The sequence below is a fragment of the Stenotrophomonas sp. FW305-C-20-S1 genome (assembly GCF_058783335.1).
On the sequence record NZ_JBYTEK010000023.1, the window covers coordinates 15,220 to 40,325 of the forward strand.

General features: G+C 66.9%; 29 protein-coding genes and 1 other RNA gene. 16 read left to right on the forward strand and 14 right to left on the reverse strand.

Annotated features, from left to right (window positions below):
- Nucleotides 1-67: 67 nt before the first annotated feature.
- Together AC3WTC_RS13360 and AC3WTC_RS13365 are read right to left on the reverse strand one after the other, a co-directional pair.
- Nucleotides 68-1,390, reverse strand: a complete 1,323-nt coding sequence (locus tag AC3WTC_RS13360) for an aminopeptidase P N-terminal domain-containing protein (protein ID WP_088101068.1) — start codon at nt 1,388-1,390, stop codon at nt 68-70.
- A gap of 5 nt (nt 1,391-1,395) precedes the next feature.
- On the reverse strand, nt 1,396-1,944 hold the full coding sequence (locus AC3WTC_RS13365; protein WP_025874201.1) for a UPF0149 family protein: 549 nt from the start codon (nt 1,942-1,944) through the stop codon (nt 1,396-1,398).
- 153 nt (nt 1,945-2,097) lie between these two features.
- Here AC3WTC_RS13365 and AC3WTC_RS13370 point away from each other — a divergent pair, with 153 nt between their 5' ends.
- The 8 genes from AC3WTC_RS13370 (at nt 2,098) to AC3WTC_RS13405 (ending at nt 6,351) form a co-directional block, all read left to right on the forward strand.
- Nucleotides 2,098-2,319, forward strand: coding sequence for a TIGR02449 family protein (locus AC3WTC_RS13370; RefSeq protein WP_025874200.1), 222 nt, complete (start codon nt 2,098-2,100; stop codon nt 2,317-2,319).
- Nucleotides 2,316-2,612, forward strand: coding sequence for a cell division protein ZapA (locus AC3WTC_RS13375; protein WP_025874199.1), 297 nt, complete (start codon nt 2,316-2,318; stop codon nt 2,610-2,612). The genes AC3WTC_RS13370 and AC3WTC_RS13375 overlap by 4 nt, the downstream gene beginning before the upstream one ends.
- A 97-nt stretch (nt 2,613-2,709) precedes the next feature.
- A non-coding RNA gene (ssrS, locus tag AC3WTC_RS13380) (6S RNA) lies at nt 2,710-2,895 on the forward strand.
- Between the two features lie 83 nt (nt 2,896-2,978).
- Entirely contained in the window at nt 2,979-3,572 is a 594-nt protein-coding gene (locus tag AC3WTC_RS13385; RefSeq protein WP_492711636.1) for a 5-formyltetrahydrofolate cyclo-ligase, read from the forward strand.
- Entirely contained in the window at nt 3,569-4,048 is a 480-nt protein-coding gene (locus AC3WTC_RS13390) for an EVE domain-containing protein (protein WP_025874197.1), read from the forward strand. Before AC3WTC_RS13385 ends, AC3WTC_RS13390 begins: the two co-directional genes overlap by 4 nt.
- Nucleotides 4,049-4,072: 24 nt before the next feature.
- A complete protein-coding gene (gene rpiA / locus AC3WTC_RS13395) occupies nt 4,073-4,720 on the forward strand; it encodes a ribose-5-phosphate isomerase RpiA (RefSeq protein ID WP_032976728.1) in 648 nt (215 codons plus the stop codon).
- Between the two features lie 21 nt (nt 4,721-4,741).
- Entirely contained in the window at nt 4,742-5,188 is a 447-nt protein-coding gene (locus AC3WTC_RS13400; protein WP_025874195.1) for a DUF192 domain-containing protein, read from the forward strand.
- A 317-nt stretch (nt 5,189-5,505) separates the two neighbouring features.
- Nucleotides 5,506-6,351 (forward strand): SirB1 family protein, encoded by an 846-nt coding sequence (locus AC3WTC_RS13405; protein ID WP_025874194.1) that lies wholly within the window; start codon nt 5,506-5,508, stop codon nt 6,349-6,351.
- A 91-nt stretch (nt 6,352-6,442) separates the two neighbouring features.
- Here the strand turns inward: AC3WTC_RS13405 and AC3WTC_RS13410 are convergent, their stop codons facing one another.
- Nucleotides 6,443-6,667 (reverse strand): rubredoxin, encoded by a 225-nt coding sequence (locus AC3WTC_RS13410; protein WP_025874193.1) that lies wholly within the window; start codon nt 6,665-6,667, stop codon nt 6,443-6,445.
- A 34-nt stretch (nt 6,668-6,701) separates the two neighbouring features.
- Between AC3WTC_RS13410 and thiE the strand changes: the two genes are divergently transcribed.
- Together thiE and hemL are read left to right on the forward strand one after the other, a co-directional pair.
- Nucleotides 6,702-7,337, forward strand: a complete 636-nt coding sequence (gene thiE, locus AC3WTC_RS13415) for a thiamine phosphate synthase (RefSeq protein WP_223483240.1) — start codon at nt 6,702-6,704, stop codon at nt 7,335-7,337.
- Between the two features lie 15 nt (nt 7,338-7,352).
- On the forward strand, nt 7,353-8,642 hold the full coding sequence (hemL, locus tag AC3WTC_RS13420; protein WP_025874191.1) for a glutamate-1-semialdehyde 2,1-aminomutase: 1,290 nt from the start codon (nt 7,353-7,355) through the stop codon (nt 8,640-8,642).
- Nucleotides 8,643-8,799: 157 nt separating this feature from the next.
- Here the strand turns inward: hemL and azu are convergent, their stop codons facing one another.
- Entirely contained in the window at nt 8,800-9,249 is a 450-nt protein-coding gene (gene azu / locus AC3WTC_RS13425; RefSeq protein WP_033831930.1) for an azurin, read from the reverse strand.
- A 122-nt stretch (nt 9,250-9,371) separates the two neighbouring features.
- Between azu and AC3WTC_RS13430 the strand changes: the two genes are divergently transcribed.
- Nucleotides 9,372-9,974, forward strand: a complete 603-nt coding sequence (locus tag AC3WTC_RS13430; protein WP_492711637.1) for an HAD-IA family hydrolase — start codon at nt 9,372-9,374, stop codon at nt 9,972-9,974.
- 72 nt (nt 9,975-10,046) lie between these two features.
- On the opposite strand, the gene AC3WTC_RS13435 is transcribed toward AC3WTC_RS13430, so the two are convergent.
- Nucleotides 10,047-11,273: an acetylornithine transaminase gene (locus AC3WTC_RS13435; protein ID WP_025874188.1), complete on the reverse strand. Its 1,227-nt coding sequence runs from the start codon at nt 11,271-11,273 to the stop codon at nt 10,047-10,049.
- A 63-nt stretch (nt 11,274-11,336) separates the two neighbouring features.
- Between AC3WTC_RS13435 and AC3WTC_RS13440 the strand changes: the two genes are divergently transcribed.
- Nucleotides 11,337-12,209 carry an ion transporter gene (locus tag AC3WTC_RS13440; RefSeq protein WP_025874187.1) on the forward strand — a complete coding sequence of 291 codons (873 nt, stop codon included), beginning with the start codon at nt 11,337-11,339 and terminating at the stop codon, nt 12,207-12,209.
- Between the two features lie 187 nt (nt 12,210-12,396).
- Here AC3WTC_RS13440 and AC3WTC_RS13445 read toward each other — a convergent pair whose 3' ends face one another.
- The 3 genes from AC3WTC_RS13445 to AC3WTC_RS13455 all read right to left on the reverse strand — a co-directional run bounded on the left by AC3WTC_RS13445 (nt 12,397) and on the right by AC3WTC_RS13455 (nt 15,405).
- Nucleotides 12,397-13,311 (reverse strand): YiiG family protein, encoded by a 915-nt coding sequence (locus tag AC3WTC_RS13445; RefSeq protein WP_492711645.1) that lies wholly within the window; start codon nt 13,309-13,311, stop codon nt 12,397-12,399.
- Nucleotides 13,312-13,501: 190 nt separating this feature from the next.
- Nucleotides 13,502-14,494: a YiiG family protein gene (locus AC3WTC_RS13450; RefSeq protein WP_140227633.1), complete on the reverse strand. Its 993-nt coding sequence runs from the start codon at nt 14,492-14,494 to the stop codon at nt 13,502-13,504.
- Nucleotides 14,495-14,586: 92 nt separating this feature from the next.
- Nucleotides 14,587-15,405: an SDR family oxidoreductase gene (locus AC3WTC_RS13455; protein ID WP_492711639.1), complete on the reverse strand. Its 819-nt coding sequence runs from the start codon at nt 15,403-15,405 to the stop codon at nt 14,587-14,589.
- Between the two features lie 107 nt (nt 15,406-15,512).
- On the opposite strand from AC3WTC_RS13455, the gene AC3WTC_RS13460 reads away from it, so the two are divergent.
- Complete coding sequence (locus AC3WTC_RS13460; protein ID WP_025874183.1) at nt 15,513-16,196, forward strand: hypothetical protein; 684 nt, start codon at nt 15,513-15,515, stop codon at nt 16,194-16,196.
- Nucleotides 16,197-16,243: 47 nt separating this feature from the next.
- Here AC3WTC_RS13460 and AC3WTC_RS13465 read toward each other — a convergent pair whose 3' ends face one another.
- Both AC3WTC_RS13465 and AC3WTC_RS13470 read right to left on the reverse strand, forming a co-directional pair.
- Nucleotides 16,244-16,732, reverse strand: a complete 489-nt coding sequence (locus AC3WTC_RS13465) for a DUF2867 domain-containing protein (protein ID WP_223496426.1) — start codon at nt 16,730-16,732, stop codon at nt 16,244-16,246.
- A complete protein-coding gene (locus tag AC3WTC_RS13470) occupies nt 16,729-17,391 on the reverse strand; it encodes a serine/threonine-protein kinase (RefSeq protein ID WP_025874181.1) in 663 nt (220 codons plus the stop codon). Before AC3WTC_RS13470 ends, AC3WTC_RS13465 begins: the two co-directional genes overlap by 4 nt.
- Nucleotides 17,392-17,476: 85 nt before the next feature.
- Between AC3WTC_RS13470 and AC3WTC_RS13475 the strand changes: the two genes are divergently transcribed.
- Entirely contained in the window at nt 17,477-19,474 is a 1,998-nt protein-coding gene (locus AC3WTC_RS13475) for a bifunctional DedA family/phosphatase PAP2 family protein (protein WP_033831936.1), read from the forward strand.
- A gap of 144 nt (nt 19,475-19,618) precedes the next feature.
- On the opposite strand, the gene AC3WTC_RS13480 is transcribed toward AC3WTC_RS13475, so the two are convergent.
- The 3 genes from AC3WTC_RS13480 to AC3WTC_RS13490 form a co-directional block, all read right to left on the reverse strand.
- Complete coding sequence (locus tag AC3WTC_RS13480; RefSeq protein ID WP_032976742.1) at nt 19,619-20,197, reverse strand: LON peptidase substrate-binding domain-containing protein; 579 nt, start codon at nt 20,195-20,197, stop codon at nt 19,619-19,621.
- Nucleotides 20,194-21,558, reverse strand: a complete 1,365-nt coding sequence (gene mpl / locus AC3WTC_RS13485) for a UDP-N-acetylmuramate:L-alanyl-gamma-D-glutamyl-meso-diaminopimelate ligase (protein ID WP_059065014.1) — start codon at nt 21,556-21,558, stop codon at nt 20,194-20,196. Before mpl ends, AC3WTC_RS13480 begins: the two co-directional genes overlap by 4 nt.
- A gap of 327 nt (nt 21,559-21,885) precedes the next feature.
- Nucleotides 21,886-22,449: an adenylate kinase gene (locus AC3WTC_RS13490; protein WP_025874177.1), complete on the reverse strand. Its 564-nt coding sequence runs from the start codon at nt 22,447-22,449 to the stop codon at nt 21,886-21,888.
- A 136-nt stretch (nt 22,450-22,585) separates the two neighbouring features.
- On the opposite strand from AC3WTC_RS13490, the gene AC3WTC_RS13495 reads away from it, so the two are divergent.
- Nucleotides 22,586-23,842: a 6-phosphofructokinase gene (locus AC3WTC_RS13495; RefSeq protein ID WP_025874176.1), complete on the forward strand. Its 1,257-nt coding sequence runs from the start codon at nt 22,586-22,588 to the stop codon at nt 23,840-23,842.
- 31 nt (nt 23,843-23,873) lie between these two features.
- Complete coding sequence (locus AC3WTC_RS13500; protein ID WP_492711641.1) at nt 23,874-24,263, forward strand: DUF488 domain-containing protein; 390 nt, start codon at nt 23,874-23,876, stop codon at nt 24,261-24,263.
- A 207-nt stretch (nt 24,264-24,470) separates the two neighbouring features.
- On the opposite strand, the gene AC3WTC_RS13505 is transcribed toward AC3WTC_RS13500, so the two are convergent.
- Complete coding sequence (locus AC3WTC_RS13505) at nt 24,471-24,974, reverse strand: hypothetical protein (protein ID WP_080149890.1); 504 nt, start codon at nt 24,972-24,974, stop codon at nt 24,471-24,473.
- Nucleotides 24,975-25,106 lie beyond the last annotated feature (132 nt).

Sequence of the window (25,106 nt, forward strand, 5' to 3'; positions counted from 1 at the left end):
TGCTGTTGCTGTTGCTGTTGCTCTGGCTTGTAGCGGGTGCAGGGCTGCAAGCCCTGCAGAAACACCCTTACCCCGCCATCAACGCTTCGATCTCGTCGGCGCTGCGCTCCAGCCCTTCGGTCAACACCCGATGCCCGTCGTCGGTGATCAGCACGTCATCTTCGGTACGGATGCCGATGCCGCGCCAACGCGGTTCCACCGTCGTGTCGTCCACGCCGATGTACAGCCCCGGCTCGATGGTGAAGGCCATGCCCGGCTCCAGCAGGCGCGAATCGCCGGCCAGGCGGTAGTCACCTACGTCGTGCACATCCAGCCCGATCCAGTGCCCGGTCTTGTGCCGGTAGAAGCGCTGGTACAAGCCTTCGGTGAGATTCTTTTCCAGCGTGCCCTTCAACAGGCCCAGTTGCAGCAACCCTTCGGTGAGGGTCTGCACCGCCGCCAGATGGCCCATTTCGTACGCCACGCCCGGTTTGGCCTGGGCAAGCGCCGCCGCCTGCGCGGCACCCACCAGATCATGCAGCGCGCGCTGCTCGGCGCTGAAACGACCATTGACCGGGAACGTACGGGTGATGTCACTGGCGTAGCCGCGGTACTCGGCGCCGGCATCGATCAACACCAGTTCGCCGTCGCGCGAACGCGCGTTGTTGTCGCGGTAATGCAGGATGCAGGCGTTGCGGCCGGCGCCGACGATGCTGCAGTACGCAGGCACCGCGTCGTTGGCACGGAACACCCGCTCCAGTTCGGCCTGCAGTTCGTACTCGTGGATGCCCGCCTTCGCACCCTGCATGGCCGCGCGATGCGCCAGCACACTGATGTCGGCCGCACGCTGCATCAACGCCACCTCGGCACCGGACTTGAACAACCGCTGCTCGTGCAGCAGATGGCCCAGTTCCAGGAACTCATGCGGTGGCTGTGCGCCATGACGCACCTGCGAACGTACGCGGTTCACCCAGCCGATCAGCTTCAGGTCGAAATCCGCATCGCGGCCGAAGTGGTAGTACACCCGCGAACGCCCTTCCAGCAGCCCCGGCAGGATGTCGTCCAGGTCGGTGATCGGATAGGCATCGTCCATCGCGAACTGCGCCACGGCGCCTTCCTGGCCGGCGCGACCGCCATCCCAGGCTTCGCGCTCGGGATCGCGCTCGCGGCAGAACAGGATCGCTTCGCCGTGGCGACGGCCGGGAATCAGCACCAGCACCGCTTCCGGCTCCGGGAAGCCGCTCAGGTACTGGAAATCCGAATCCTGCCGGTACGGATAATGGGTATCAAGGCTGCGCACCTTCTCAGATGCCGCCGGCAGCACCAGGATCGCGTCTTCGCCCGCCATGTCCATCAACTGCCGGCGACGACGCTTGTACTCGCCGGCAGCGATGCCGGTGCGCTGCTTGATATCCATCAGTTCAGGCGCTGCCGATGGCGCGCGGCCAGCACCACGTCACCGTGCAGCAGCAGCACCGCCACGCGGATGAACTCCTCGATCTCCGACAGGGCTTCGTCGTCATCATCACCACCGGCTTCAAAATCCTCGCTCGAGGCGCGGGCCAGGCTGGCCAGGTCGTTCAGCGCCTCCTCGCCTTCTTCGGACAGGGCCGGCCGGTGGCCGCCACTGCCCAGGCCGAAGCCGCCCAGGAAGGAACGGGTCCAGCTGAACATGGCGTCCGCCTGTGCGGCCACGTCGCTGCTGTCGGTCAACAGCAGCTCGAAGGCGAAGTCCCGGTCTTCCAGCTGCTTGATGGTGGCCTCCAGCAACTGCGCCAGCGCACTGTCGGCAGCTGCCTGCGGCAGATTGTCGTCGGCCAGTACGCGCGCCGGCCAATCATTGCCGGGAGCACCGCCAGCGGCCAGCCAGCCGCACAGCCCGCCATGCAGCTCGGCAGCAGTGGCGCCCAGGCCCAGTTCCTGGCTGGCGCGGGTAACGTCGTCGACGGAGGGAAGTTCGGTCATCGTGCGGCTCGTTCGGAAGGGAAACTGCGGAGCGCGCACGCGCGCGCCCGTGAGCCCGGTAGTGTAGCAATGTGTCCGCCTGCTCTCCGTAGCCGCCGGGCCCTGCTGCGACAGTGCTTGACCGCCCTGACCCGGCTTGCCTATCGTGCGGGCATGGAACCCGCCGATCCCCTTGCCCAGCTGCAGGCCTTCGCCGCCCGTGTGGAGGCGTTGCTCGACCGCAACCAGCGGCTGGCCGAGGAGAACCGCAGCCTGCGCCACCAGCAGGAACAGCTGGTGGCCGAGCGCTCGACGCTGCTGGCCAAGAACGAGCAGGCGCGTTCGCGGGTGGAAGCGATGATCACCCGGCTCAAATCCCTGGAGCAGCACACATGAGTGCCGAACCGGTCAGCGTCCGAATCCTAGACCGCGAATACACGGTCGGCGTTGGTGGCGATGAACGCGACAGCCTGATGGCGGCCGCCCGCCTGCTGGATGCGCGCATGCGCGAGATCCGCGGCAGCAACCGGATGGCCGCGGTGGACCGCATCGCGGTGCTGGCGGCACTCAACCTGGCACACGAACTGCAGCTGCTGCGCGATGAGAACGCCCGCCAGGCGGTCGCCCTGCAACAGACCCTGGCCGACCTGAACCGGCGCCTGGACCGGGCGATCGACAGCAGCACCTGAGATAGGCGCGGAATGCGCCTTCTCTTTTCTGAATTGGCACGCACTGTTGCCGACGAACGGCCTATCCAGATCACGCGCGGTAGCTATAATGGCCACGCGTTCTCTGCGGTACTCGACGGCATGTGCAAACATTCGCCTTGTCCCTTAAGAACGACACCGGGAGCGCGACAGCGCCGGGAGTGCAGGTCCGCCTTGCAGCGGGAAGCCCGATGGTTCTCCAGCGTTCCCACTTGAGCCCCCGGGTTCAAGGTCGTTTCGCATGCATCGACATTGCGGAGAATGCAATATTCCAGCAAGGGCGGCGTCTTCGGGCGTCGCCCTTGTTCTTTCCGGCACAATGACGGCTGATCCTTGCCGCACGCTGCCATGACCGACCCGCGACAGGCCCTGCGCCACGAGCTGCGGCAACGCCGCCGCGACCTTTCCGCCCCCGCCCGTATCGCCGCTGCCGAATCGCTGGCCGATGCGCTGCTGGCGCTGCCGTTCGCCCCGCGCGAAGGCGCCGTGGCCGGCTACTGGGCGCTGGATGGCGAAATCGCCCTGCACCGCTGGCAACTGCAGCTGCCCGATCGCTTGACCTACTGCCTGCCGGTGCTGCACGGCGACGTGCTGCGCTTCGCGCCCTGGCGCCCCGGCCAACCGTTGACCAGCAACCGCTACGGCATTCCCGAACCGGACATCGCCCTCGAAGACACGCTGGAACCGGCGCAGATGGCCCTGGTGGTGACGCCGCTGGTGGGCTTCGACGCACGGTGCCGGCGGCTGGGCATGGGAGGTGGCTGGTATGATCGCAGCTTCGCCTTCCGCCATGATCGGCCGGCGCCACCCTGGCTGGTCGGCGCGGCATTCTCGGTGCAGCAGGTCGAGTCCTTGCCGGTGGCGTCCTGGGACGTGCCGGTGGATGCGATCTGCACTGAAGCCGGCACCCTGCTCCCTTCCGCTGCCCCCGTGAACGCATGACCGCCCGCAAGCGCTACTGGCTGATGAAGTCCGAACCGGACGCCTTTTCCATCGATGACCTGGCCAAGGTCAAGGTTGAACCCTGGAACGGCGTGCGCAACTACCAGGCGCGCAATTTCATGCGCGATGGCATGCAGGTCGGTGACGGCATCCTTTTCTACCACTCCAATACCAAGGTGCCCGGCATCGTCGGCCTGGCCACGGTGGCCAGCGCGGCCTACCCGGACGACACCCAGTTCGACCCGAAATCCGACTACCACGATCCCAAGAGCACGCGCGAGAACCCGCGCTGGATGCTGGTGGACGTGGCCTTCGACCGCAAGCTGAAGCAGGTGATCGCGCTGGACGAGATCAAGCTGCATGCCGAGGAACTCGGCGAAGGCTTCCCGCTGGTTGCCAAGGGCAACCGCCTGTCGGTGTTCCCGGTGACCGCTGCGCAGTGGAAGCTGCTGCTGTCGCTGGAAAAGAAATCCTGATTCCCTGCCTGAGAGCTCTCCGCAATGTCTGAAGCCAAGCGCCTGGCCGCCGAAAAGGCCATCGAGTACGTCGAAGACGGCATGATCGTCGGTGTCGGCACCGGTTCCACCGTCGCCTATTTCATCGATGCGCTGGCCCGCATCCAGCATCGCATCAAGGGTGCGGTGTCCAGTTCCGAACAGAGCACCGCGCGCCTGAAGCAGCATGGCATCGAGGTGATCGAGCTGAACCACACCGGCACCCTGTCGCTGTACGTGGATGGCGCCGACGAGTGCGATCCCGGCAAGTGCCTGATCAAGGGCGGCGGCGCTGCGCTGACCCGCGAGAAGATCATCGCCGAGGCCAGCGAGCGCTTCGTCTGCATCGTCGACCCGAGCAAGCAGGTACCGGTGCTGGGCAGGTTCCCGCTGCCGGTGGAAGTGATCCCGATGGCACGCAGCCTGGTTGCCCGCCAGATCCGCGACATGACCGGCGGCCAGCCGACCTGGCGCGAGGGCGTGGTTACCGACAACGGCAACCAGATCCTGGACATCCACAACCTGCAGATCACCGATCCGGAAAAGCTCGAGCGTGAGCTCAACCAGCTGCCGGGCGTGGTCTGCGTCGGCCTGTTCGCACGGCGCCGTGCCGATGTGGTGATCGTCGGCGGCGAGCCGCCGATCGTGCTCTGACCCTTTCGAAGGACCCTGACGATGTCGTTGCTGCGCTCACTGCTGATGCTCCCGCTGCTGGCCCTGACCGGCTGCGCCACCGATGCTGCCCGCCACTGGGTGGAACTTGACGGTGCGCGCTATGACGTTGAACTGGCCACCAACGATGAAACCCGTGCGCGCGGGTTGATGTTCCGCGACCAGATGGCCGAGGACCACGGCATGCTGTTCGTGCATGACCGCGAGGAAATGCAGGCGTACTGGATGAAGAACACCAAGATCGCGCTGGACATCCTGTACTTCGACAGCGAGCGGCGGCTGGTGAGCCAGCAGCGCGACGTGCCGCCGTGCTCGGCCGGTGACATGTGCCCGCCCTACCCCAGCGGTGGCCCGGCACGCTTCGTGCTGGAACTCAATGCCGGCCAGGCGGAGAAGCTCAAGCTGAAGGATGGCACCGAGCTGATCTTCGGCCCGGGCATCGAGAAGTAGGGGGCGGCCGGGCTGCGCCCGGCACCCGCCGAATCAACATCAAAAGCAAGAGCTGGGTTATCGAGGCATGGTGGGGCGGTGTGGGCTTGCATGACACGCCGTAAACCCATCCCTGGGGGCTCGTAGGCGCCATCCATGGCGCCTGCGGTCCTGCAAGCCCACACCGCCCCACCTCTGACAGCTTCCTGCCGCTGTTGGTGGGTGTCGACCTTGGTCGACACGGTAGATCCACGCCATGCGTGGATCGGGACACGTGGGGATGATGAATTCACGCCACGCTGCTTGAAACCGCCTGCGATTGCCGCCAGTCTGTGGACATGCAGGACCGGATCACACTCCCCGACTGGGATGCACTGGCCGACTTCGACGACGAGGCGCTGCCACTGCTGCCGACCGCGCTGCTGATCGCGCGCGATGAATATCCCGATCTGCAGCCGTCGACCTACGATGCGCTGGTGCAGAGCCACGTAGAGCACCTGCGCGCCGAGGTGGACAGCATCGAGCACAGCCCGCTGAAGATGGCGGCCATCAACCGGCATCTGTTCGATGAGCTGGGCTACAGCGGCGACCACCAGGAGTACTACGACCCGCGCAACAGCTACCTCAACCAGGTCTTCGAGCGCCGTCTGGGCAATCCGATCTCGCTGGCACTGGTGCAGATGGAGGTGGCGCGACGGCTGGGCATTCCGTTGGACGGCGTGTCATTCCCCGGTCATTTCCTGGTGCGCCTGCCGGTTGACGATGGCGTACTGGTGATGGACCCGTTCAATGGGGGCCGACCGCTGGACGTGGACGAACTGCGCGAACGCGCCAAATCGCACCTGGGCGGGCAGATGCCCGACGACCAGGTGCTGGCGCAGATCCTCGATCCTGCACCGAGCCGCGCGATCCTGATCCGCATGCTGCGCAACCTGCATGGGGTCTATGCCGAGGCCAGCGAGTGGGATCGTGCCGCGCGCAGTGCCGACCGCCTGCTCAAGCTTGCCCCCGAACAGGACGATGCCCTGCGTGATCGCGGCCTGGCCTACCTGCAGCTGGACTACCTGGCCGGCGCGCGCAACGACCTGGGCCTGTACCTCAAGCGCAACCCCGAGGCCAGCGACGCGCAATGGCTGCGCGAGAAGCTGATCGACCTGGGCGGACCGGTACCGCGGCTGCATTGAGGTTGTCCGGTGTGCGGACCAACGGTCCGCACCCACAACCAACGGTGCGCACCCACCGGTAGCGCCGGGCCATGCCCGGCGGCGATTGCGATCAATCGATCTCGACCATCTCGAAATCGTCCTTGGTCACGCCGCAATCCGGGCAGGTCCAGGTCTCGGGAATGTCTTCCCAGCGCGTGCCCGGGGCGATGCCCTCTTCCGGCAGCCCATCCGCTTCGCGGTACAGGAATCCGCAGACCACGCACATCCAGGTACGCAGGGTGGTGGGGGTGGCTTCGCTCATCGGATAATCAGGGCTGGATTCACGGGCCGCCATTGTCCCATCGCGGTCCACTCACCGGTAGCCATCGATGACTTCTGCTTCCCCGGCGCCCCGCGGCGTCTACCTGATCACCCCGGATGAACCCGATACCGCCCGCCTGCTGGCGCGCACCGCGCCGCTGCTCGCCGCCGGCGCCACCTGGCTGCAGTACCGCAACAAGACCGCCAGCGATGCCCTGCGACGGGAACAGGCCACGGCGCTGCAGGCCTTGTGCGCTGCCCACGGCGTGCCGCTGATCGTCAACGACGACCCCGAGCTTGCCCAGGCCGTCGGCGCGGCGGGCGTGCACCTGGGCGGCACCGACGGTGACATCGGCGCCGCACGCAGCCTGCTCGGCCCGGACGCCATCATCGGCGCCTCCTGCTACGACCAGCTGGCCAACGCCGAGCGTGCCGTGGCGGCCGGCGCCAGCTACGTGGCCTTCGGCGCGTTCTTCCCCACCACCACCAAGGTCACCAGCAGCCGCGCCCACCCCGACCTGCTGCGGCAAAGCGCCGCATTGGGCGTGCCGCGGGTGGCGATTGGTGGCCTGAGCCCGGACAATGTCGGTCCCATCATCGATGCCGGCGCCGACCTGCTGGCCGTGGTCAGCGGCATCTACGCCGCGCAGGACCCGGTCGCGACCCAGCGCGCCTACCTCGCCCGATTCGATACGCAGCAGTGACCCCCAGGAAACCCCATGAACCACGACCAGTCCCACGCCCTGTTCTCCCGCGCCCAGGAATTGCTGCCTGGCGGCGTCAACTCACCGGTGCGCGCGTTCAAGTCGGTCGGCGGCGAACCCTTCTTCGTCGAGCGCGCTGACGGCGCCTACCTGTACGACGTCGACGGCAACCGCTACATCGACTACGTGGGATCGTGGGGCCCGATGATCGTCGGCCACAACCACACCGCCGTACGCCAGGCGGTGAAGAAGGCGATCGACAACGGCCTGTCCTTCGGTGCGCCGTGCGCAGCGGAAGTGACCATGGCCGAGACCATCACCCGGCTGGTGCCGTCGTGCGAGATGGTGCGCATGGTCAACTCCGGTACCGAAGCCACCCTGTCGGCGATCCGCCTGGCGCGCGGTGCCACCGGCCGCAGCTGCATCGTCAAGTTCGAAGGCTGCTACCACGGCCACGGCGACTCGTTCCTGGTCAAGGCCGGCAGCGGCATGCTGACCCTGGGCGTGCCGACCTCGCCCGGCGTGCCGGCCGGCCTGAGCGAACTGACCCTGACCCTGCCCTACAACGACTTCGAGGCGGCCACCGCCCTGTTCGACGCACGCGGCAGCGAGATCGCCGGCCTGATCATCGAGCCGGTGGTGGGCAACGCCAACTGCATTCCGCCCCGCGAAGGCTACCTGCAGCACCTGCGCGCGCTGTGCACGCAGCATGGCGCGCTGCTGATCTTCGACGAAGTGATGACCGGTTTCCGCGTTGCCCTTGGCGGTGCGCAGGCGCACTACGGTATCAGCCCGGACCTGACCACCTTCGGCAAGATCATCGGCGGCGGCATGCCGGTGGGCGCCTACGGCGGCCGCCGCGAGCTGATGCAGCAGATCGCGCCCGCTGGCCCGATCTACCAGGCCGGCACGCTCAGCGGCAACCCGGTGGCGATGGCCGCCGGCCTGGCCATGCTGGAGCTGATCCAGCAGCCGGGTTTCCACGACGATCTGAGCGCGCGCGCCGCACGCCTGTGCGCGGGGCTGGAAGCCGCCGCCGCCGATGCAGGCGTAGCGGTGACCACCACCCAAGTGGGCGCGATGTTCGGGCTGTTCTTCACCGCTGAGAAGGTGGAGACCTACGCCCAGGCCACGGCCTGCGACATCCCGGCGTTCAACCGCTTCTTCCACGCGATGCTGGACCAGGGTGTGTTCCTGGCACCGTCGGCGTACGAGGCCGGCTTCCTGTCCAGCGCACACGACGATGACGTGATCGAGGCCACGCTGGCAGCGGCACGCGTGGCGTTCAAGGCGGCCAAGGGCTGAACCCCGGCCTGGTAGGTGCCGACCGTGGTCGGCACTGCCTGCCCTCATCCACGCATGGCGTGGATCTACTGGATCGATGTGCTTCATCCACGCATGGCGTGGATCTACTGAGCTGCGTCTCTGGAGTAGAGCCACGCCATGCGTGGCTGCTGCGCACTCAACCGAAGACGAACTTGCCCTTCATCATCGCGAAGTGGCCGGGGAACGAGCAGAAGAAGGTGTAATCGCCGCCCTTCTGCATGCCCTTCGTGGAAAAACGCACGCGGGCGGTCTCGCCACCACCGATCACTTTGGTGTGGGCCAGCACGCGCTTGTCGGCCTTCGGCAGGTAGCTGTCGGCCAGGGTCATGCGCATGCCCGCCATCGCCACCGGCTGGTAGTCGGCGGTGCGGGTCAGCACCCAGTTGTGGCCCATCGCGGTGGCGGCCAGCCTGCCGGTGTGCCGCAGGGTCAGGTCGATTTCGCTGCAATCGGCAGCCACCTTGATCTCCCGGCTGCTGAAGCTCATCTGGTCGGTGCTGTCGATGCTCACCGCACATACGCGCGCCATCGCCGATGGCGCCAGCATCAGCGCACCCAGCCCCACCGCTACCATCCAAGCCTTCATCGTCGCGTCTCCTGCAGGTTCGGTGGTCATTCTAGGCAGACACCTGGCCACCCGGCTGCGACCGTGTGTCGCAGTGGTGGTCCAGGGTTTGCGTGCGGATACGGCAATGGCATGCTCGACCGATGCGGATCGATCTTCTCCTGCTCGATGTTGATGGCGTGCTGCTGCACTACCAGCGCGCACAGCGCGTGCTGCATCTGGCGCAGACGCTGGGCGTGCCGACCGCGCACGTGCAGGCCGCGCTGTACGACAGCGGGCTCGAAGCCGCACACGACAGCGGTACGCTGGATGGCGCGCGCTATCTGGCCCAGCTGGGCGAACGGCTCGGCACAACGGTAACGCTGCACACCTGGATCGCCGCCCGGCACGCGGCCAGCCACCCGCAGCACGCCGTGCTGCAACGGCTGCATGCCCTGCAGGTGCCGATGGCGGTGCTGACCAACAATGGTGCCTTGATGACGCAGGCGCTGCCGACGCTGCTGCCGGAGCTGTTTCCCAAGCTGCACGGCCGGGTGTTCTGCAGCGCGGACTTCGGCCTGCGCAAGCCAGCGCCGGAGGTGTTCCTGCGCACGCTCGCAGCCCTCGAGGTGGCACCGGCGCACACGCTGTTCGTCGATGACCTGTTCGTCAACGTGCGCGGTGCACGCGCAGCGGGCCTGCACGCGGAAACCGTGCAGGACGGACGCGGACTGGGGAAGGTGCTGAAGCGCTACGGGGTGCGGTAGCGCCGGGCCATGCCCGACGAGCGCAGCGCAAAAGCAACGCCGGGCATGGCCCGGCGCTACCTTGGTCAATGATCAGCGCGCGGCGACGAACGCGGCGATCGCCGCGCGCAGGCGCTTGAGGCCTTCCGCCACTTCTTCGTCGGTGATGTTCAGCGACGGCACGAAGCGCAGCACGTCCGGGCCAGCCTGCAGGGTCAACAGGCCCTGCTCCGCAGCGTGGTCGAGGATGGCACCGGCCTGGCCAGCGAACGCCTTGCTCAGCACCGCACCCAGCATCAGGCCGCGACCGCGCACCTCGCTGAACACCTTGAACTCATCGTTGATGCGGGCAAAGCCATCGCGCAGCGCCTTCGACTGGCGGCTGACATTGGCCGCGATCTCGGCCGAGGCCAGCTTGCGCAGCGCCACGCGGGCGACGGCCGCGGCCAGCGGATTGCCGCCGAAGGTGGTGCCGTGGGCACCGAACTGCATGGTCTCGGCCACCTTCGGGCCGGCCAGCATCGCGCCGATCGGGAAACCACCGCCCAGTGCCTTGGCCAGGGTCACCATGTCCGGCACCACGTCATCCTGCCAATGCGCGAACAAGGTACCGGTACGGCCCATGCCGGCCTGGATCTCGTCCAGCACCAGCAGTGCGTTGTGCTGGTCGCACAGTTCGCGCACGCGCTTGAGGAACCCGGACTTGGCCGGCATCACCCCGCCCTCGCCCTGGATCGGCTCCAGCATCACCGCCGCCACGTCGCCAGCGGCCATCGCCGTTTCCAGCTGCACTTCATCGTTGAAGTCGATGTAGCGGAAGCCCCCCGGCAGCGGCTCGTAGCCTTCCTGGTACTTCGGCTGCGCGGTGGCGGTCACCGCGCCCATGGTGCGGCCGTGGAAGCTGCCGCGGAAGGTGATGATCACGCGCTTGTCGGCCGGGCGGCCCTGACTGGAGGCCCACTTGCGGACCATCTTGATCGCCACTTCGTTGGCTTCGGCGCCGGAGTTGCACAGGAATACGCGCTCGGCGAAGCGGCTGGCCTTCACCAGTTCCTCGGCCAGGTGCAGCGGCGGCGCGCTGTAGAACACGTTGCTGGTGTGCCACAGCTTGCCGGCCTGTTCGACCAGCGCGGCGACCAGGTCCGGGTCGTTGTGGCCCAGGCCGCACACGGCGATGCCCGCGGCCAGATCGATGAACTCACGGCCCTGGCTGTCCCACACGCGGGCGCCCTGGCCTCGCTCCAGCACCACCTGGCGGGGCTTGTACACCGGCAGGTAGTAGTGCGACAGGGAGATCAGCGGATCGGTAGCGGCGGTCATGGCGGTCAGCAGGGTTCAGGAATGCCCATTCTCGCGCTGGAACCCGTGCGGCACAATGCACGCATGCGACCGTTTTCCGCCCCCCAGCTGAACCCCGCCACCGAGACCGGCTGGCGCCGCCGGTGGTTCGACATCATCTACCGCCACGACAGCCGGCCCTCGCGCAATTTTGACCTGCTGCTGGTGTACGCGATCATCGCCAGCGTGCTGGTGGTGATGTTCGACAGCGTGCAGCGCTTCCACATCGCCCATGCCGACTGGCTGTACGTGCTGGAATGGGGCTTCACCATCCTGTTCACCGCCGAATACGTGCTGCGGCTGGTGGTGGTCAAGCGCCCGCTGCGCTACGCGGTGAGCATCTGGGGCATCATCGACTTGGCCTCGATCCTGCCGACCTACCTGTCGCTGTTCATTCCCGGTGCGCAGAGCCTGCTGGTGGTGCGCGCACTGCGCATCCTGCGCGTGTTCCGCATCCTCAAGCTGACCCGCTACATCGAAGAAAGCGGCGTGCTGATGCAGTCGCTGTGGCGCAGCCGGCGCAAGATCCTGCTGTTCCTGTTCACGGTGGTCACCATCACCATCATCGCCGGCACGCTGATGTACGTGATCGAGGGACCGAACCATGGCTTCACCAGCATTCCCAGCAGCATGTACTGGGCAGTGGTGACGATGGCCACGGTCGGCTTCGGCGACATCGTGCCGCAGACCGTGCTCGGCCGCTTCGTCACCTCGGTGCTGATCCTGATCGGTTACAGCATCATCGCCGTGCCCACCGGCATCTACACCGCCGAACTGGCCAGCACCATGCGCGATGCCGAGCTGGCCGCGCGCCGCGATGCACGTGGCTGCCCGCACTGCGGGCTGGAGGGCCACGAGCCGGATGCGCGGCACTGCCGCAAGTGTGGCGGACCGCTGCCGGATACGTTCAGCCACTGACGATGAGCCCGGCCGACGGCCGGCCCCACCGAAGCCAGCGGAGTAGATCCACGCCATGCGTGGATGAAGCCCCACCGGAGCCATCGCGGTGCGAACCAAGGTCCGCACCCACCAAAGGCACACAGCAGATCCGCGCGATGGACGAATGCGGCATCCCGCATCCATCCATCGCAGTCGACCCACTGGCTCAATTCATGCGATTGCTGGTGGTCACCAGATCGTTGTAGGCGGCCATCACTGCCGCCTCCGAGCCCGCAGGCGCCGATCCGACACGGCCACTGGATGCCCGTTCTTCCTCGCGCTCACGTTCGGTGAATGCCTTACCTGACGCAAGGCGGTCGACGCGGCGGCCGGCATCCCGGATCAGTACGTCCGTCGACCGCTGTACATGCGCCCACAGCGGGTTGTCCTTGCCCACGCCTGCATCCTGCATTTCCTTGACCAGCGCTTGGTAATCGGCCAGCTGTGTGCGCGCCACCTGCAGGTCCGGCGCCTCTCCCTGCAGCGACAGTGCCAAGCGCTTGCCGTCACCGATGATGCGCAGGTGGTAGTACGCCAGCGAACGACCTTCGTCCGCTTCGATCTGCTTGAGCTGCGCGGCACGGCGTTCCTCCTCGTTCTTCTCCAGCGCCGCGTCCAGGGCCTCGCTGGCCTTGAAGAAGTCAGCGTAGGCCTGCATCAGCGGCGCATGCTGGGCGCGCATCCCTTCGCCGTTGTCGCGCCGATAGTCCTCACGGGTGAAATAGCCATCAGCGCGTTCGATCAGCGCATACAACGACTGGAAGGCCGTCTGGTACTGCCGCACCGGCTCATCCAGCGGCGTGGCCGGCGTCCGGGCCAACGCATCGGTCAGCGGTTGGCCGCAGTACTCGACACGATGCGACAGCACCTTGCCCGGCGAGCGCGGCTGCGCTTCCTTGCCCGTCGGCCCCGCTTCGGGATCCTTGATCCAGCCGGTATAGGTCTGGAAGCCCTCGTGGATGGGCTGTTCGACGCCGTTGTAGCACTCGATGTAGGCGTTGATCTTCTGCAGGCCCGGATCGGCCACCGGCAGTCCTGCCGATCCGTTGCAACCAGAGAGGGCGGCGGCAGCGCCGAGCATAAGCAGAGAAAGTACACGCGCGGAAGAATTCAAACCGGTTCCTTGCAGATATGAGACGGCGCACATTCGCGCGCGCGGTGGAACAGCCCGCATATGCGGACGCCGATGCCATCGAGACGACGGGGCACCCCATCCTTCACGTCGCAATCAGCCTGCTCGAATGCGACAGAAGTGGGGGCAGCGCCCCGGATTACTGGCGGTTGCTCTGGAACACCAGTGCGTTGTAGATGTGCAGCAGTCGCCCGGCCGAGCCGCTCGGCGCCATCGAGGGCGAATCAAGCATGCGTCGTTCGAAGTCGGTGTAGGGCGTGTTCGCGCTGACGCGCTGCAGGCGCTCCTTGCCTTCGCGGCGGAAGTTCTCGGCCTCGCGTTCGAAGCTGTTCCAGTCCAGCTTGCCCGGCTCCTGATCGGCCACCTTGGCATGCGCTTCGTCGGAAATGCGGTTGAAGGCGTCCAGCCGCTCCCGTGCCCGGGCCACGTCGAAGTCGTCCTCGCCCATCATCTCCATGATCGCTTTCGCTTCCAGCATCATCGCCAGTCGGTAGTACTCGCGGGTGCGTCCTTCGGCCTGCTCCAGCGCCTTGAGCTGTTCGCGCTGGGCAGCGTCGTTCTGGCGCTCCAGTTCGGTGTTGAATGTTTCACTGGCAACCACGAAATCCTTGAAGGCGGTCATCAACGGCGCGTGCAGCTGCTTGCCCTTGGCAAACTTGTCGTCTTCGAAGTCCTGACGCTCGTAGTAGTCGTGGGCTTCCTTGCTGATCGGCACCAGCGCCTTCAGCGCCTGCTGGTAGTGGCCGGCAGCGGCATCGAGATCGGCAAGCGCCGGCTTGGCAGCGATCGCCTCGGTCACGGGGGCGTCGCATTGCTTCATGTCGTAATCGCCGATCTCGAACGGTCCGTACACGTTCGTCTCGCGCCCGCTCGGGCCGGCATCCACGTCCTTGATCCAGCGCGTGTAGGACTGGATGCTGCCGTGCGTTTTCGAATCAAGCGCGTTGAAGCAGCCAATGTAGGCGTTGAGCTTTGCGGTCAACTGCTGTTGGGCGTCGGCCGGCGCCGCGCTGGCCTCCGGCTTGCCGGCGGAACCCGCGTCGGCTCCGGTTGCGGGCGCCTTGCCACCACAGGCAGCCAGAAGAAGCGACAGCGAAGCGGCCAGCGCCGCGATGGAAAGAGTACGTGACATGGGCTCACATCCCTGTTGAAAACGATTACAGCCGCGCATTCTAGCGCAGCCGGCCGAAGGCGGCAGCCATCGGCCTTTTCCCACCGGCAGGATCAATCCAGGAACAGATCCGGCAGCAGCGGCCGCGACGCATCCACCGCATACCCGGAAAGATCGGTCACGCCGGCTTCGGCCAGCACCTCGTCATCGATCAGGAAACGGCCGTGGAAACCGGCCGCCTCGCGCACCAGCACCGCGTGTGCCGCGTCGGCCATGATCTGCGGCGTGCGGCAGCCACCGACGTCCACGCCGGGAATCATGTTGATCGCATCGGTCGCAATGACCGTGCGCGGCCACAGCGCATTGACCGCCACGCCCTGCGGGCCGAACTCGGCGGCCAGGCCGAGGGTGACAAAACTCATGCCCATCTTCGCCAGTGTGTAGCCGGTATGCGCGCCCCACCACTTGGGCTCGAGGCTCGGCGGCGGCGCGAGGGTCAGGATATGCGGGTTCGGCGCCTGCAGCAGGTACGGCAGGCAGGCCTGCGCGCACAGGAAGCTGCCGCGCGAATTGACCTGCTGCATCAGGTCGAAGCGCTTCATCGGCGTGTCCAGGGTGCCGCGCAACCAGATGGCGCTGGCGTTGTTGACCAGGATGTCGATGCCACCGAAGGTGTCCACGGCGGCAGCAACGGCCGCCTGCACCTGGTCTTCTTCGCGGATGTCGCACTTCAGCGCAAGGCCCTGGCCACCGGCTGCAGTGACGACCTCGGCAGCACTGTGGATGGTGCCCGGCAGCTTCGGATTGGGCACCGACGACTTGGCGGCAATGGCGACGTTGGCGCCGTCACGCGCGGCGCGCAACGCGATCGCCAGGCCGATGCCACGCGAGGCACCGGTGATGAAAAGGGTTTTGCCCTGCAGACTGCCCACGTTCCACACTCCAGCGTATGCAATGAGCCGCTAGTATGCCGCGCCGACGCGGAGTTCACCGCACGTTGACGATACTGGCGCCCCGGTCACTGCACGAGGTCCATGCCATGCGCTGTTCCCGCCTGTTGTTGCCTGCCCTGGGCCTGGCCCTGCTCACCGCCTGCCAGGGCCGCTCGCCCGAACCCGGCAGCGCGCCGGCCAAGGATGACGCCGCCAGCGTCGACAAGGCCACCGGTGATGGCAAGCTGCGCTGGAGCGAGGCCGTTGTCTGGGATGGTGACCTCAACGCCTGCCGCCAGGGCGACAGCGCGGCCACCCGCGATTGCCTGCGCGATGCGATGCGGTCCGGTGGGGCCAGTGCCGATGCGGTCACTGCGGCCGAGCAGCTGTCCACCGGTGGCGAACTGGCCTACGTGACCGCCTGGCATGAACACGACGGCCTGGGCGTGGCCACCGTCGAGTATCCGTTCCGCGCCAATACCAATGAAGGCACGCGCCTGGTCGATGCCGCAGGCAAGCGTATCGACGTGGATGCGGTGCAGCTGGACGACACGCTGCGCGCCGATCCCGGCGTGCAGGAGGTGCTCAAGGCGCATCCGCAGGCCACGCCGTTCGCGCCGGCGCAGGCCGCGGGTACCGCGGCGCTGGATGGGGGCGGCATCCGCCTGCTGTACCGCACGCCGCTGCGCGACTGCCATGCGTGCCCGGACGTGGGCCAGCTGCAGATCGGCTATGACTTCGATGGCAAGCGCAACTTCATCGGCCAGCAGGTGGTGCCGGTGACGCCGTAGGGGTTTGCCGCGCCATGCGGCAACGCGCATCCACGCATGGCGTGGATCTACTGATATCCGCGCACCTGCTTGCTCAGCAGGTGCGGCGCGATCCATCGATGCACCGGTGCCACCGGCAGCATGTACAGGCGGCCGAACGCGTTGTGGGTGTGCACCACCGTCGCCACTTCCAACATATCGCCGTGCCATTGCAGCGCCAGCTGCACGCGCAGATGGCGGTCGTTGTCTTCCAGCACGATGGCATCCTCGCCCAGCGCCTGCAGGGTGAAGATGCCGAGGCGTTGCCCGGGCTGCGGGTCGGCGGTCTGCTGCACTCCGCGCAGCGAGCCGAGATCCTTCATGCCCAGCAGCCGCATGCCCCTGTTGCGCAGCGCCATCAGTCCATCGAACCAGCCGGGCACCGTCGCGGCCATATCGCGGTAGGCCTGCAGCGCCGAACGGCCGTTGCGCGGCGCCGCCTCTTGGCAGGCATGGACGAAATCGGCACCCGGCAGTTGCGAACGCAGCACGCTGCCTTCGCTCAGCTGGGCGCTCACGGCTTGGGGCCCTGCCCTTCGTTGTCTTCCCAATGCAGGATGCGGCGGGTGACGAAGCGGTAGACCGGCTTGCCGGTGGCGAACCAGAGATCGCGTACCCACGACGTGCGCTTGAGCACGCGCTTCTCCACCGGCGTCAGCGACTCCCGGCAGTACATGCGCTTGTGCTTGAGCAGGTGGCGCAGGTCCTCGCGCGCCAACAGGCGCATCCAGCGCGAGCGCGGGTCGCCGATCACTGCCAGCTGGAAGTCGATCAGGGCCGGTCGACCGTCCTCGGTCACCAGCCAGTTGGCTTCCTTGGCCAGGTCGTTGTGGGCCACACCGCGCCGATGCAGCTGCTGCAGCAGACGGCGTGCGGCGCGGAACCAGGCCACGTCACCACGCGGCGGGCGCTGGTACATCGCGTCGCCGGCCATGAAGCTGCGGTCGAGGTGGCGGCCATCCCAGTCCAGCAGTTGCGGCACGTCGGCCATGCCATGGATGTGGCGCAATGCACGCGCTTCGCGTCGCGCCAACCACCACGCTGGCAACCGCAGCCACAGCGGCGTGGCCCCCAGATCGCGGCGCACGAAGGGGCCTTCAGGCCCCTGCACGAGGAGGATCCGGCCGAAACTGTCGGCCTTCAGTGCATGCGTTGGCGCGTCATTGGATACAGGCATGGCGACATTCTAGGCGATGGCGCCGGTTGCAAACGGTCACCAAGCGGCTGGGAACCAGTCACCTTCACGCCCCTATAATCGGGCAATGGACTCTTCATGGATCGACGCCACCCTCGCGTGGATTGCCGCTCATCCCGTGTTGGCGGGTGCGGTCATCTTTCTGATCGCCTTCTGCGATGCGGTCATCATTCTTGGCGCCATCGTGCCGGCGCTGCCGTTGCTGTTCGCCGTTGGCGTGTTCATCGGCCTGGGCCAGATCTCCGGGCCGTATGCGGTTGCCGCCGCGGCGCTGGGTGCGTTCGCCGGTGATGGCATCAGCTACTGGATAGGCCGGCGCTGGGGCGACCGCCTGCGTGGCGTCTGGCCGTTCAGCCGCTACCCGCAGCTGCTTGACCGGGGCGAGAACCTGTTCCGCCGCAATGCGTTCAAGAGCATCCTGATCGCCCGCTATGTCGGTGCCATCCGGCCGTTCGTGCCCGCCATTGCCGGCATGATGAAAATGCCCGCCAGCCGTTACGTGCAGGCCAGTGGCATCGCCAGTATTTCCTGGGCTGTGCTGTTCCTGGCACCGGGCTGGATTCTTGGCGAAGCCTATGATGCCGTCGCTGCCGTTGCCGGCCGGCTGGTGGTGGTGGTGGGCTTGTTGGCAGTGATCCTCAGCCTGGTCTGGGCCATCGTGCTGTACGGCTATCGCTGGTCGGCCGCGCGCATGGACAGCTGGCTGGCGCGGCTGCTCGACTGGTCCAACCGGCACCCGACGCTGGGCCGCTACACGGTGGGCGTGCTCGACCCGAAGCGCCGCGAATCGGTGCCGCTGGCGATGCTGGCGCTGATGCTGCTGTTGTTGGGCTGGGGCTGGTTCGCGCTGCTGACGGTGGTGGTCGCCCATGGCGAGCCGTTGGCGGTGGACCTGCTGGTGCACCAGGCGATGCTGGCCCTGCGCAATCCGCTGGCCGACTACCCGATGGCCGCGTTGGCCTCGCTCGGCGCATGGCAGGTGCTGCTGCCGGCAACCGCTGCCGCGATGGGCTATCTGGTCTGGCGCCGGCGCTGGATGGCGGCCGCCCATTGGCTGGCCGCATTGGCCTTCGGCCTGGCCCTGACCAAACTGCTCGGCGCCACCGTCGATGTGGTGCGCCCGATCGATGCCAGCAGCGGCTTCGGCTTCCCGTCGGTGTCGGTGACCATGGCCACCATCACCTTCGGCTTCTTCGCGGTGCTGATCGCCCGCGAAATGCCCGGCCGCACGCGCGTCTGGCCCTACCTGGTGTCGGGCATCGTGGTCAGCCTGATCGGCTTTGCGCGCCTGTACCTGGGTGCGCACTGGCTGAGCGATGTCATCGGCGGCATGTTGTTCGGCACCTTCTGGCTGCTGGTGCTGGGCATCGCCTACCGCCGCCGCTTCAACCGCTCGTTCTGGGTCAAGCCGGTGGCATGGCTGTTCTACGGCGTCTTCGTGGTGGCGGCGATGTGGTACGCGCCGCGCAACATCGCCATCAAGCTGGAACGCTTCGAGCCGACCCTGCCGGCGCCGCTGGCGATGGACGCGCAGGCCTGGTGGCAGCACGACTGGGCGAAGCTGCCGGCGCGTCGCAACGAATTCGACGATGACCAGCGCTGGCCACTGGACGTGCAGGTGGCCGGTCCGTTGGCGCCGCTGCAAGCGCAGCTGGAAGCGCGCGGCTGGCAGGTACAGGCCCAGGCCGGCTGGCAGGAAGCGCTGCTGATGCTGGACAAGAACACCGGCGCCAATGAACTGCCGGTACTGCCGGCGACACTGGATACGCGCGTTGAAGCGCTGCTGATGGTGCGCCAGGGCGCGCAGGCCGACGAGCGTTACGTACTGCGCTTGTGGCAGGCGCCGGCGCAGCTGCAGCCGGGCGACACCCCGTTGTGGCTGGGCAGCGCACAGACCCTGCGCTACGAGCGCCACTTCCAGTGGATCGGCATGTGGCACCCGGTGCGAGGCATTGACCCGGCGTTGAATGCGGTCAAGGAAGCGGTGCAGTCGTTGCCGCAGCGCGAGGATGTGCAGCCGGAGACCGGGCTGCCGGTACTGCGGTTGAAGACCGCCACTCCGTAACGAAGCCGCCGGGCATGGCCCGGCGCTACCGTCCCGCTCTGGTAGTTGCCAACCTTGGTTGGCGCTTTCGGGAAAGGCTGCCAACCAAGGTTGGCATCTACCGACGACGCCGGGCCATGCCCGGCGAGCACCGCGGCCGGGCTCTTACGGCATCCAGCCCAGCAGTTGCTGCAGGCGCTGGTGCGGGTCGTCCAGCTGCAGCAGTTGCAGGCGCTGCTGTTCGCTCAGCGGCAGCAGCTCGGCCAGCCGCCAGCTGACCCAGCTGGCCTGGTCCATCAAGGCCGGCGAGGCCGGTGCGAACGCCGTGCCCGCCTGCTCGATGATGTGGTCCAGTACCGTCGCCAGCAACGCATGCTGCGGACGCAGTTCGTCATCGGGATCCTCATCGCACCAGCGCACATCGGCAACCACCAGCCCGTTGTCGCGCACGCGCGTTCGCTCGACGTGGAAACGACGGGTGCCGCGCAATCGCAGCTGCAGCACGCCATCGGCGCCGACATCGAAATCCTCGATCTTCACCTGCACGCCGAAGGCGGCCGGCGTTGCAGGCGCTCCCACTTCGTTTCCTTCCAGGATCAGGCAGACACCGAAACCTTCGCCGCTGCGGCCGGTTTCGCGCACCAGATCCAGGTAGCGTGGCTCGAAGACACGCAGGCCGATGGCCGCGCCCGGCAGCAGCGTCGTATGCAGCGGGAACAGCGGCAGCGAACCCTCACTGCTCATCGTGCCTGCAGCCCTGCAAGGAAGCGGCGCGGCGCGCCGTCGAAGCCGCCGTTGGACATGAACACCACATGGTCGCCGCTGCGCACGTCGGCCTGCAGCTGCGCCAACAGCGCATCGGTGTCGGCCACGGCATGCGCCTGTCCGCGCACCGCCGCGATCACCGCTGCCGCATCCCAGGCCAGCTCCGGGCGGTGCAGGAACACCACCTCATCGGCGAGTGCCAAGGACGGTGCCAGTGCTTGTGCGTGAGCGCCCAACCGCATCGAATTGCTGCGCGGCTCCATCGCCACCACGATGCGGGCATCACCGACCTTGGCACGCAGGCCTTCGAGCGTGGTCGCAATCGCGGTCGGGTGATGGGCGAAGTCGTCGTAGACGGTGATGCCATCGTGGTTGCCGATCACTTCCATGCGCCGCTTGACGCTGCGGAAGCGCGCCAACGCCGGGATCACCTCGGCCGGCGCGACACCCACGGCGTGCGCAGCGGCCAATGCAGCCAGGCCATTGAGCACATTGTGCCGGCCCAGCAGCGACCAGTGCACATCACCCAGCGCCTGCCCGCGATGATGGACGCGGAACGCGCTGCCATCGGCGGCCAACAGCTCGGCATGCCATTCCAGCGCGGGGTCGAAGCCGAAGCGTTCGACCGGGGTCCAGCAGCCCATCGCCAGCACTTCGGCCAGGTGCGCGTCTTCGCCATTGACGATCAGGCGGCCGCGCGCCGGCACGGTACGCACCAGGTGGTGGAACTGGCGCTGGATCGCCGCCACGTCGGGGAAGATGTCGGCGTGGTCGTATTCAAGGTTGTTGAGGATCGCCACCAGCGGCCGGTAGTGCACGAACTTGCTGCGCTTGTCGAAGAACGCGGTGTCGTACTCGTCGGCTTCGACAACGAACTCGCGGCCTTGGCCCAAGCGGGCGGACACGCCGAAGTCCTCGGCCACGCCGCCGATAAGGAAGCCGGGGGAGCGACCGGCATTCTCCAGCAGCCAGGTCAGGATGGTGGTGGTGGTGGTCTTGCCATGGGTACCGGCCACGGCCAGGGTGTCACGGCCCGGCAGGACCTGCTCGGACAGCCACTGGGCGCCGGAAATGTAGCGCTGGCCGGCGTCCAGGACGGCTTCGACGGCAGGATTGCCGCGCGACAGCGCGTTGCCGATCACCACCTGCCCGGTGCCCTCCGGCACGCTGTCGGCGCGGTAGCCCTGGTCCAGGGTGATGCCCAGCTGCTCGAGCTGGGTCGACATCGGCGGATAGATGGCCTGGTCGCTGCCACTGACCGTATGGCCCAGTTCCCGCGCCAGGGCGGCCACGCCACCCATGAAGGTGCCGGCGATTGCAAGGATATGTACGCTGCTCATGACCGGGGATTGTGACCGATCACGGCTGTATAGGGCCATTGTCAGCACCGGGGTAAGAGAACCCCTACAGCTGCTGTGAGAAAACTCCAGCCACATGTCAGGGAATTCCTGATAGCGATGTTCTGTGAACCCGGACACAATTCAGGATGCCAGCCGCAGTACCCGAACCGGTCCTACTCCCCAAGAGGCCATCCCCAAGGGAGCTCATGCTGTGGGGGCCCTGAGCAAGCCCTTTGCTGGCACCTATGAAACGAAACAGGCCTGATCCTCGCGGATCAGGCCTGTTTTTTTGCGCTTGCGGTGGCCGGCATCAACCGGCCACGAGGGTCAGCGCTTGATCGCCGCCAGGATGCGGGCTTCGATCTCGTCCAGTTCGCCGACGCCATCGACGCGGGCCAGGGTGCCCCGGCCGGCGTAGAAGTCCACCACCGGAGCAGTCTGCTCGGTGTAGACCTGCAGGCGCTTGCGCACCGATTCCGGATTGTCGTCGGCGCGGCCCTGCTCCTGCGCACGGCCGGCGATGCGCTCGACCAGCAGTTCGGTGGCCACGTCCAGCTGCACCACGGCATCCAGCGGCTGGCCGATCTCGGCCAGCATGCCGTCCAGCGCGTTGGCCTGGGCCACATTGCGCGGATAGCCGTCAAGGATGAAGCCCTTGGCGACATCGGCCTGGGCCAGGCGCGACTTCAGCATGCCCAGCAGGATCTCATCGGACACCAGGTTGCCGGCATCCATCACCGACTTGGCCTGCTTGCCCAGCTCCGAGCCGGCGGCAATTTCAGCGCGCAGCATGTCGCCGGTGGAAATGTGGGCGATCTCGAGCTTTTCCTTCAGGCGCGTCGCCTGTGTCCCCTTGCCCGAACCGGGCGGTCCCAACAGAACCAATCGCATTGACCTGACTCCAACGTGTTGAAAATAAAGAAGGTTCGCGCCCCGGACGGTCCGGTATCGCTGCACCGCAATAGCGCCACTTTAGCGCATCCGGGTAATGTCCCTGCAATGTCCCCTCCCCCGAACAGGTAGAAGCATGCGCAACGGCACCCTCCTTTACGCCCAGTCCGGCGGCGTCACCGCCGTCATCAACGCCACTGCCGCGGCGGTGATCGAACAGGCCCGCGCCAAGGGAATCAAGGTCCTGGCTGCGCGCAACGGCATCCTCGGCGCCCTGCGCGAGGAGCTGATCGACACCAGCAAGGAGAGTGCTGCGGCCATCCGCGCCCTGGCCCACACCCCCGGCGGCGCGTTCGGCTCGTGCCGGGTCAAGCTGAAATCGCTGGAGGCCGACCGTGCGCGTTACGACCGCCTGCTGGAGGTCCTGCGCGCCCATGACGTGCGCTGGTTCCTCTACAACGGCGGCAACGACTCGGCCGACACCGCACTGAAGGTGTCGCAGCTGGCAAAAAGCTCCGGCTACGACCTGACCTGCATCGGCGTGCCCAAGACCATCGACAACGATCTGGCGGTGACCGACACCTGCCCCGGCTTCGGCTCGGCGGCCAAGTACACGGCCGTGTCCGTGCGCGAAGCGGCGTTGGACGTGGCCGCGATGGCCGAGACCTCCACCCGCGTCTTCATCTACGAGGCGATGGGCCGCCACGCCGGCTGGCTGGCCGCGGCCGCCGGCCTGGCCGGCACCGGCGAGGACGACGCCCCGCACATCATCCTGCTGCCCGAGCGCGCCTATGACGAGGCCGCGTTCCTGGCCAAGGTCAAGGCCGTGGTCGCGCGCGTGGGCTACTGCGTGGTGGTGGCGTCGGAAGGCATCGCCACCGCCGATGGCCGCTTCGTCGCCGACGCCGGCGGCGGCAAGGACTCCTTCGGCCATTCGCAGCTGGGCGGCGTGGCCGCGCATCTGGCCGGGCGGGTCAAGGACCAGTTGGGGCTGAAGGTGCACTGGGCCCTGCCCGACTACCTGCAGCGCTCAGCCCGCCACCTGGCCAGCAAAACCGACTGGGAACAGGCCCAGGCGGTCGGCAAGGCCGCGGTGCAGCTGGCGCTGAAGGGCCAGAACGGGGTGATGCCGGTGATCGTGCGCAGCAGCGATGCACCGTATCGCTGGAAGATCGAAGCCGCACCGCTGTCGAAGATTGCCAACCACGAGAAGAAGATGCCGGCCAGCTTCATCCGTCGCGATGGATTCGGCATCACGGCCAAGGCGCGCGCCTACCTGCAGCCGTTGATCAAGGGCGAAGCACCGTTGCCCTACGGTAGCGATGGCCTGCCCAAGTACGTGACGCTGAAGAACGTGGCGGTGAAGCAGAAGCTGCCTGCGTTCGAAGGCTGACCCCCTCCGTCCCCTTTTTGCGAGGAATGCCATGGCGTTGCGTGTTGTTCGACTTGGCTCAGCGCGCGCGCCCGGTGAAGGCCTGCGCATCGGCACCGTGCGGCGCCCGCCGCGCGGTGTGCCGCGCAGCGAATTTGCCCGGCAGGACTGGTACGACGTGTGGTTCCCGACGCTGTCACCCAGCGCGGAGCTGGTGAAACAGGCGCATGAGGCGAAGAGCGCCGCCGACTGGACGGCGTTCTTCCGTCACTACAACGCCGAAATGAAGGCGCCCGATGCAGCGCATGCGCTGGACCTGCTCGCAGCGCTGTCGCAGCACAGCGATATCGCGGTGGGCTGCTATTGCGAGGACGAGGCGCATTACCACCGGTCGGCACTGCGCGATCTGCTGATGGCGCGTGGAGCGAGGCTTGCGGATTGATCGCGGGGTTGCCGGCCAGCGGCCGGCACTACCCAGGTCTCACACCCAGTAGATCCACGCCATGCGTGGATGCTCGGCCTCAATTGCAGGCTTTGCCCAGGCCTCCCTCCCAGTAGATCCACGCCATGCGTGGATGCTTGGCCTCAATTGCAGGCTTTGCCCAAGTCTCCCTCCCAGTAGATCCACGCCATGCGTGGATGCTCGGCCTCAATTGCAGGCTTTGCCTTCCATCTGCAGCTGCGCGGCGAACATCGTCACCTGCGGGATCTTGCCGGCAGCGGCCTGCTTCTTGGCTTCCTCCAGATAGATGCGCGACTGTCCCTGCCCATCCAGCGCCTGGGCGTTGTTCACCGGCAGACGCCACACGCGCACCACCGCGTGCTGCGCCGGGCAGGCGGCATTCGGAACACGGATCACATCATTGAGTTTCCAGCCCTTGTCCGCACTCGGTTGCGCCTTGCTGTAGTCGACAAAGCGGGCACGCGGCTGGCACTGCTCGCTGGTGCGCACCGCCGAGAAACGATAGGGCTCCGCCGCCTGGCCGGTGAACGCGCCTTCCAGGCGGGCACAGGCTTCGGGAATCTGCCGCAGCGTGTGCACCGCGCCGACCGCTTGTGGTGCACCCACCGCGCGCTGCAGTTCCGGTGCTTCCGCCGCGAAGGCAGGCAGGGCCGGGGCCAGAACGGCAAGCATCAACAGGGACAGGCGCATGGGGATTCTCCGACGGGACTGCGCGCAGGCTTGCAGAGGTTGGCTTAACGGGGTGCAAAGGTGGCGATGGGGACGACGGATATCGCATCGGTGCAGCAACCGCTGCGCTCGCCGGGCGCGGCCCGGCGCTAC

Coding starts and splice junctions, on each gene's coding strand:
- azu (WP_033831930.1), bottom strand. CDS start 9,249: ATGAAGGCTTGGATGGTAGCGGTGGGGCTGGGTGCGCTGATGCTGGCG.
- hemL (WP_025874191.1), top strand. CDS start 7,353: ATGAACCACGACCAGTCCCACGCCCTGTTCTCCCGCGCCCAGGAATTG.
- AC3WTC_RS13385 (WP_492711636.1), top strand. CDS start 2,979: ATGACCGACCCGCGACAGGCCCTGCGCCACGAGCTGCGGCAACGCCGC.
- AC3WTC_RS13400 (WP_025874195.1), top strand. CDS start 4,742: ATGTCGTTGCTGCGCTCACTGCTGATGCTCCCGCTGCTGGCCCTGACC.
- AC3WTC_RS13495 (WP_025874176.1), top strand. CDS start 22,586: ATGCGCAACGGCACCCTCCTTTACGCCCAGTCCGGCGGCGTCACCGCC.
- AC3WTC_RS13460 (WP_025874183.1), top strand. CDS start 15,513: ATGCGCTGTTCCCGCCTGTTGTTGCCTGCCCTGGGCCTGGCCCTGCTC.
- AC3WTC_RS13500 (WP_492711641.1), top strand. CDS start 23,874: ATGGCGTTGCGTGTTGTTCGACTTGGCTCAGCGCGCGCGCCCGGTGAA.
- AC3WTC_RS13435 (WP_025874188.1), bottom strand. CDS start 11,273: ATGACCGCCGCTACCGATCCGCTGATCTCCCTGTCGCACTACTACCTG.
- AC3WTC_RS13505 (WP_080149890.1), bottom strand. CDS start 24,974: ATGCGCCTGTCCCTGTTGATGCTTGCCGTTCTGGCCCCGGCCCTGCCT.
- AC3WTC_RS13410 (WP_025874193.1), bottom strand. CDS start 6,667: ATGGCGGCCCGTGAATCCAGCCCTGATTATCCGATGAGCGAAGCCACC.
- AC3WTC_RS13480 (WP_032976742.1), bottom strand. CDS start 20,197: ATGAGCAGTGAGGGTTCGCTGCCGCTGTTCCCGCTGCATACGACGCTG.
- AC3WTC_RS13375 (WP_025874199.1), top strand. CDS start 2,316: ATGAGTGCCGAACCGGTCAGCGTCCGAATCCTAGACCGCGAATACACG.
- AC3WTC_RS13405 (WP_025874194.1), top strand. CDS start 5,506: ATGCAGGACCGGATCACACTCCCCGACTGGGATGCACTGGCCGACTTC.
- AC3WTC_RS13440 (WP_025874187.1), top strand. CDS start 11,337: ATGCGACCGTTTTCCGCCCCCCAGCTGAACCCCGCCACCGAGACCGGC.
- rpiA (WP_032976728.1), top strand. CDS start 4,073: ATGTCTGAAGCCAAGCGCCTGGCCGCCGAAAAGGCCATCGAGTACGTC.
- AC3WTC_RS13445 (WP_492711645.1), bottom strand. CDS start 13,311: ATGCTCGGCGCTGCCGCCGCCCTCTCTGGTTGCAACGGATCGGCAGGA.
- AC3WTC_RS13390 (WP_025874197.1), top strand. CDS start 3,569: ATGACCGCCCGCAAGCGCTACTGGCTGATGAAGTCCGAACCGGACGCC.
- AC3WTC_RS13430 (WP_492711637.1), top strand. CDS start 9,372: ATGCGGATCGATCTTCTCCTGCTCGATGTTGATGGCGTGCTGCTGCAC.
- AC3WTC_RS13365 (WP_025874201.1), bottom strand. CDS start 1,944: ATGACCGAACTTCCCTCCGTCGACGACGTTACCCGCGCCAGCCAGGAA.
- AC3WTC_RS13475 (WP_033831936.1), top strand. CDS start 17,477: ATGGACTCTTCATGGATCGACGCCACCCTCGCGTGGATTGCCGCTCAT.
- mpl (WP_059065014.1), bottom strand. CDS start 21,558: ATGAGCAGCGTACATATCCTTGCAATCGCCGGCACCTTCATGGGTGGC.
- AC3WTC_RS13470 (WP_025874181.1), bottom strand. CDS start 17,391: ATGCCTGTATCCAATGACGCGCCAACGCATGCACTGAAGGCCGACAGT.
- AC3WTC_RS13490 (WP_025874177.1), bottom strand. CDS start 22,449: ATGCGATTGGTTCTGTTGGGACCGCCCGGTTCGGGCAAGGGGACACAG.
- AC3WTC_RS13370 (WP_025874200.1), top strand. CDS start 2,098: ATGGAACCCGCCGATCCCCTTGCCCAGCTGCAGGCCTTCGCCGCCCGT.
- thiE (WP_223483240.1), top strand. CDS start 6,702: ATGACTTCTGCTTCCCCGGCGCCCCGCGGCGTCTACCTGATCACCCCG.
- AC3WTC_RS13450 (WP_140227633.1), bottom strand. CDS start 14,494: ATGTCACGTACTCTTTCCATCGCGGCGCTGGCCGCTTCGCTGTCGCTT.